At 35.6% G+C, this 6,546-nt stretch carries 4 protein-coding genes; all 4 read left to right on the forward strand.

Annotated elements, in window-relative coordinates; all coding sequences use genetic code 11:
- A partial coding sequence (locus AAC037_RS17235) for a hypothetical protein (RefSeq protein WP_339904303.1) occupies nucleotides 1-1,012 on the forward strand: 1,012 nt, incomplete at its 5' end.
- Nucleotides 999-3,521 (forward strand): hypothetical protein, encoded by a 2,523-nt coding sequence (locus AAC037_RS17240; RefSeq protein ID WP_339904305.1) that lies wholly within the window; start codon nucleotides 999-1,001, stop codon nucleotides 3,519-3,521. The genes AAC037_RS17235 and AAC037_RS17240, both read left to right, overlap by 14 nt.
- Before the next feature lie 31 nt (nucleotides 3,522-3,552).
- On the forward strand, nucleotides 3,553-4,644 hold the full coding sequence (locus AAC037_RS17245) for a helicase-related protein (RefSeq protein ID WP_339904307.1): 1,092 nt from the start codon (nucleotides 3,553-3,555) through the stop codon (nucleotides 4,642-4,644).
- Nucleotides 4,645-4,646: 2 nt separating this feature from the next.
- Nucleotides 4,647-6,546: DUF1998 domain-containing protein (locus tag AAC037_RS17250; protein WP_339904308.1), on the forward strand; the 1,900-nt coding region annotated here is incomplete at its 3' end.

The following is a 6,546-nucleotide window of genomic DNA, read 5'->3' on the forward strand; positions in this document are numbered from 1 at the left end:
TTATGAAGAGTTTTTATCCAAGTTGAACAGTGCTACCACGCAGAAAACATTCCTTTTTCTAAGCCCATTCGGGTATATACCACCACAAGATTTATATAAGTTTATCAAAACCACTTTTCATAAGTATGTATTTCTGACTTATGATGAGGAAGAGAGAGTTATTCTCAATTATGAAAGAAGGCATGAAAATATTTTAGGTGTTGAATTAAATTCTGAAGATAGAACCTCATTGACAGGCATTGCATTTCCTTATGAAGAACAACCGGAGGATGTATCTGATTTAATTGATAGAATTTATGATAAGGAGAATTGTCAAGGAAGTATCTACTTCTTTGAAGATGCTTCAGTGGTGAATTATCAAATAGATTTTGAAGGTGATGAAAGTTTAGTTTTAGCTGCTAACAAGTCAGTTTTACATGAAAAAAACGGTCAGAAAAGAAGAATAAAAGTATCGAATTTAATTCCGGGTGACAGGATAAGGGTTTATTCCAATCTTTCAAAGGATTTACTTTTTGACACCGCAAGGAATCAGGATTTAAGCAGTAGATTTTCTGAAATTGAAGAACATTCCAAGTTTTGGAAAGAATGTCTATATGATTATTTCAACAAAAATGGTTTTGAACACTTAGAACAAGAACTACTCAAGGAAATGCAAAGTAATGGGATTTCTATTAAGAGTACCGCTACCCTCAAAAACTGGCTCAATCCTGAAAGTAGTGTGAAATTCCCACACAAACAACGTGATCTATTAGCAATAAATAGAACAATTAAAAATAAGGCTTTAGAGGAAAAGATTTCAGAAGTTTCCAAAAGCAGGAGTATTTATAACGGGATTATGATTGCCTTAGGCCGTGATCTGAGTGATGAAGTGATGGAATTCATTATGAATAGGAACAAGGGCAATATTTTAAGCTCCTTCTCCGAATTAGAAATCCAGTCCTTTGTAAATACCTCTGCTCCATTAAAGAAAGTCCATAAAATTAAAATAACCGAAGAAGATGAGTCAGAATAATTCAGATTATTTAGCAAGGGAAAAGTTTGAGCAGCGAATTGCCAAAGGAATGATTGGTCCGGGATCTGATACGTGGGGATTACCTGATGAAGAAGAAATTATTTCTAATGATACCCCTTTACAACGGTATTTTTCGGGAATCCTATTTCCCGATAAGGACTTGGTTTCTTGTACTACTCAATCTGCAATTGATGATGCAGAAATTCAAAGTCAAAGTGAAAGATCAGATATTGAGGAGGAATCACAAGAGATTGAACAGGAAGATGATGATGAAAAAACTCAGAGAACAATTGAATCGGATGAAGATAGAGTAAGTAAAACAAACTTCTTTCCTACGAATGTCGGACTCTCAGTTTGTTTGCCTTCAAATGTAACTGAACTTGATCTTTCTATTTCATTTGGGCTTTATTATCAGCCTGATAACAAGGAGGTGAAAATCAAGATTTTCGAAGAAGGTTATCGTTCGTTTCTTAACGAGAAGATTCCCTATCAACTCCCATTTAAAGAAATTTTGAAATACGAGAACGGATTTATGTTTTTGGAAAGAGGAATAAAGGGAAATGTTGGCGGGAAAAAGAAAAGAAGTGAAGAATTTTTAGCCTTTGATCAATTCAGGAAAAAAGATAATTTGAAGGATTCTTCGGTAAAATATTTCATTAACCACTTAGAGAGGCTGATAAACATAGGGAGGATATGGAAAAGAAGGGATTTTAAAATACATCAGACCATCCCTATCAAAAACACGGCAAAGCCTGTTGAACTTTCGTTTGAAAGCAGTTTTCACCCTCAAACCAAGATTGGTTACAATGTAAAGGTTGTAAAGCAAAGTGACCGGCAGTATGTAAAGGTTCAATTGGTCAATATTTCTGAAAAGCATCCTGCTAATAGCTTCTCGAATAGAAATGAAAACCTAAACTTGAAAAGCATATTTCAGGCGGAGGTCAAAGTCTCTTCAAGCAATTTTTTACCCTACAAACAATTTAATTCCGATAAAATAGGGATTGACGAAGAAGCAAAAGAGCTCGAATTTATCTATAGATCGGTTGAAAACTATGCGATTGGTCATAATTGTTCTACGTATTGGAATGATGAACATACAGAAGTCAAAACAACATTTCTGCCAGCACAGAATATTAAAGATGTTACAAATACTTTTGGTGCAGATGACACCAAGCTTCAAAGGACACTTGATTTAAGAAATTTGTCCGTTTGGGGCCTTAACCAGAAGCAGGTTATTGACCATTTAAATTATTTTGTCAAACAGTACGGAGATTGGATTTCTGATCAAGAAAGTAAAAATCAGGAGAAGAGTGGTAATTCAGAGATTGAAAAACAGATTGTGCTCAGACAAAAGAAAAACTTTGATAGGTTAAAGTCTAACTTATTACTTCTTGATGATCCTGATGTATTCAAAGCTTTCCAGATTGCTAATACAGCAATGTACATACAGCTTATTATTTCCAATGACATCAATTTTGGAAATACTGAAAAAGAACTTTCAGAAGCATCATCAGAAAATCTGAATGATTTGGACTTCTTCAAAAATTATGATGCTCAGTACAGAAAAGCTGAAGGAAAGATTCCATTTATTCCATCTTATCGTCCATTTCAATTAGCCTTCTTACTGCTTAATATTGAAGGGATCGTAAATCCTGAAAGTAATGACCGAAAGAGTATTGTAGACTTAATATGGTTTCCTACAGGCGGTGGGAAAACGGAAGCCTATTTAGCGGTTACGGCATTCACGATTGCTTTTAGGCGATTATCTAATGAGACAGGCTATGAAGGCACCACGGTCATTATGCGATATACCTTAAGGTTATTGACCGCACAGCAATTTGAACGAGCATCCAGACTGATTACTACACTGGAATTTCTCCGGAAACAAGCAGAATTTACGGATTCTTTAAAAGGTGAACCGATAACTATTGGATTATGGGTTGGAATGGGTTCCACGCCTAATAAATTAAAGGAAGCCAAAAGCCAAATCGAGGAAATAGATAAGGAATGCGAGAAGACAAATAGAAAGAAAGAATTGGTTGGTAACCCTGAAGAAAAGAATACCTTCCAAATCAACAGCTGCCCTTGGTGTGGAACAAAGTTGGTAACAAAGAAAATCACGAAAAGTGGGAATTTGGTTTGGACTCATGGATTTAAAGAAGCGAAAAGTGATTTAAAGATCATATGCAATAATCCAAATTGTACTTGCTCAGAAAAAATACCTGTACAGGTGGTAGATGAGTTATTGTATCAAAATCCGCCAACGCTGCTCTTTGGTACGGTGGATAAATTTGCTATGCTTTCATGGCAGGAAAAAGCCCACCAGTTTTTCAATTCACTGGACTCGGATAAGCTTCCTCCTGACCTGATTATTCAAGATGAGTTGCACCTTTTAAGTGGTCCGCTAGGTTCGATTACAGGGATTTTTGAAAGTATCATTGAAATACTCTCCACTAAAGGAAAAAGAACTCCCAAGATCATAGCCTCAACAGCAACATTACGGAAATAGAAAGGTCAATATTTTCCCACCTTCTGGAATCATGCATGACAATAGTTTTTTTGCACGTGAAGAGAGCAGTAAAAGTAAACGCAGATACTTTGGGTTTATGCCTACAGGTAAAACAACCGTGGATACTCAGCTACAAATACTTGCTCATTTGTTGGTTGCAAGATTGGAGATTTTCGCAGATAAAGATACCAAAGAAGCTATAAATAATTACTGGACAGTAGTTTCTTACTACAACAGCTTAAAAGATGTGGGGAGAACATTTAATAAAGTTGGAGATGAAGTTTCAACATTTACTTCTACACTTCAATATCGTTTAGCAAGTCTTTTTGGTTCCGACATGAAAGATTTTACCTTCAATTACTTTGGGCTCTCGAATCGCACTAAAGAACTAACAAGTCGTATTGAAAGTACGAAAATAAAATCCGTCTTAAATGAAATTGAACGTGTTTTTGACGAGGATAAGATTGAAAGAAGTAACAAAGGATATACTTATCTAAATGATGTGGTAGATTTTGTTTTAGCGACCAATATGATTTCGGTTGGTATTGATATTAGCAGGCTGAACGTTATGTTAATAAATGGAATCCCAAAAAACATAGCCGAATATATTCAGGCATCAAGTAGGGTTGGACGAAGTACTCAGGGTCTTGTGATTTCACTTATGAACCCAAATCGAGCTAGAGAAAAGTCTTATTTTGAACATTTCAACAATTTTCATCAGGCTTTTTATAAAAGTGTTGAACCCTTGAGCATTACCCCTTTTACTGAAAATACGATTGAGAAAATGCTTTCCAGCCTGATTGTATCATACGTGAGAAACAAAGTGCCAGGAATGGCAGGAAATAAGGACGTAGTGTATTTTCAAAAAGAAATGATTGACCCACTAAAGGTATATATCAGACAGCGATTTCCTGATGATGAAAATTCCATAAACCTATTTGAAAAGCATTTGGATAACCTCGCATACGATTGGATAGAAAGAATACAAAAATCAGGTTTGAAAGAGTATAAACAGCTATTGAAACGTCCGGCTGAAAAAGATGACAATCAAGATTGGGTGTTAATGCAGTCTATGCGTGAAATTGATTCCAATACTTTTATAAGCATTAAAGAAAACTTCTAAATATGGCACGATATACAGAAACACAATCAAGAAAGGTCATTAGTTCTTATGGTGGGGTGGAATCAATAATAGAAACTCCGAAGGGAGCTTTAAAAATCGAACACTTTGACCGTTGGCCATTTTTCAAAGCAATAGGCGACGGTAAAATTGATAGTGAAAAGTTTATCATTGAAGATAACCGGTTATTAAAAAGACTGCAAAGCTTAAATGGCTTCCCAAAGTTGAAAGAATTTTTAGAAGTCCCTTCAAATCATTCGAACCCTAACAACAAGTCGGTTCCTGTTGATACTAGCAAAGTAATAAGTTCAACATATTTTCCAACATGGTTTTATTGCAACAATTGCGAAGGATTTAATAATCTGAGGGGTTGGTGGGAATTGTGGAAAAAGGTTGTTCAAAAACATGGTGGACAAGTTCAAAAAAGTGATTTTATCCCTCCTAAATGCCCTAATTGCTTTGATAAAGCCAAATCAGGTAATAGTAAAGATGGGAAAAGAAGGCGATTTTACTATGATCTTGAGCAAGTTCGTTTTGTAATGACAGCACCTTCCGGAGATATTCGTGATGTGCCATGGGAAAGATGGAATAAGGTTGTTAAAAGAGATTCCGAAACAGGGAAATCAGAAGTGAATGGAAATGGCATTCAGTTTGACTTTGAGAATTTATGCTGCGATGACCAAGAGCTACAATATTTTAAGTCAACAAAATTCTCGGACTTAGCAGGTATTCGTATCGAATGTAAAAACTGTAAATCTAAAAACACCTTATCAGGGTTTTTCGGGATGAGGATACGAGTGCCAAACAAAGAGCAAACATTTTTCAAGCCCGTTTTACGTTCGAGCAATAGTTGCTATTATCCCGTAATGATCAGTAGTATTTATCTCCCAACTAAGAGAAAAATTGATGTTGAGGATCAGAGAAAAATACAGAGGTGGCACGATAAAGGAAAGGATATTGATTTCATTTATGAAGCTCTTGAAGAAAAATATGAGTTCCAAAAAATTGAAAACTTCATTCAGGGAGAAATAAAAGGAGAGTTTGAGCCTGAGAGCGAATATCGTTTAAAGGAGTATGAGTTTCTTCTTAATGAAAAATCAAAAGATGAAAATTTGGTTTATGATCACATTCCAATAGATGAATTGGCTAAACTTGGCGTTGGTCATCTTATTGGTGTAAGGCGACTTAAAGTAACCACTGTGCAAGTTGCCTATACTCGTCAAGAGCCATTAGATAATGACCAATTTTTAAGTGGAGAACCCGGTGAAAATAATATTGAAGCTAAATACACTTCTGTATGGGGTAATCAAACGGAATACTTACCAGCAGTAGAAAGCTTTGGAGAAGGTATTTTTATTTCCTTGGATTCCACAAAAATTGATAGTTGGATTTCATTGGCTTTTAAAAACAACCGTTTTAAAAATAGGGTTGGCCAGCTTTTCCAAAATTCTAAGGATAATGATTTGCAAAGTGTTCAATTAAAGTTTGAAAGTGAAAGTCATCTAGCCAGATTTGTTCTTGTTCATTCTTTATCTCACATTCTAATTAAAGAGCTTGAATTTCTTTGTGGTTATCCATCTACATCGTTAAATGAAAGACTTTTTATTGATAATGATGATATGCATGGAGTGTTACTTTACACGGTAGCAGGAACTGAAGGTAGCTATGGTGGATTGGTGTCTCAGGCAAATGAACAATCTTTTAGTCGAATTTTGAAATCGGCTCTATACAGAGCTACAGATTGTGCTTCGGATCCCATTTGTTACAACACGGAAGATGGGCAAGGAGTTGGAGGATTGAACATGGGTGCTTGCTATTCTTGTTGTCTTGTACCTGAAAATGCTTGTGAAGAGTTTAACAGCTTTCTTGATAGGTCCTGGAGTTTTTGTTATTGGAATACCTTGG

The organism is uncultured Cyclobacterium sp. (genome assembly GCF_963976465.1).
In the GTDB taxonomy this organism is placed as follows: Bacteria; Bacteroidota; Bacteroidia; order Cytophagales; family Cyclobacteriaceae; genus Cyclobacterium.

Excerpts from the sequence above, each read along its gene's own strand:
- AAC037_RS17245 (WP_339904307.1), top strand. The coding sequence starts at position 3,553 with ATGCATGACAATAGTTTTTTTGCACGTGAAGAGAGCAGTAAAAGTAAA.
- AAC037_RS17240 (WP_339904305.1), top strand. The coding sequence starts at position 999 with ATGAGTCAGAATAATTCAGATTATTTAGCAAGGGAAAAGTTTGAGCAG.